At 51.9% G+C, this 289-nt stretch carries 1 rRNA gene; it reads right to left on the reverse strand.

From position 1 onward, the window contains the following. Positions 1 to 289: ribosomal RNA gene (locus BHE89_RS01070) — 16S ribosomal RNA — on the reverse strand; the annotation flags it as partial.

Raw genomic sequence — 289 nt, forward strand, 5'->3', positions numbered from 1 at the left:
AAAGTGGTAAGCGCCCTCCCGAAGGTTAAGCTACCTACTTCTTTTGCAACCCACTCCCATGGTGTGACGGGCGGTGTGTACAAAGGCCCGGGAACGTATTCACCGTAGCATTCTGATCTACGATTACTAGCGATTCCGACTTCATGGAGTCGAGTTGCAGACTCCAATCCGGACTACGACAGACTTTATGAGTTCCGCTTGCTCTCGCGAGGTCGCTTCTCTTTGTATCTGCCATTGTAGCACGTGTGTAGCCCTACTCGTAAGGGCATGATGACTTGACGTCATCCCC

This window comes from Shigella sp. FC1967 (assembly GCF_001743005.1).
Classification (GTDB): domain Bacteria; phylum Pseudomonadota; class Gammaproteobacteria; order Enterobacterales; family Enterobacteriaceae; genus Proteus.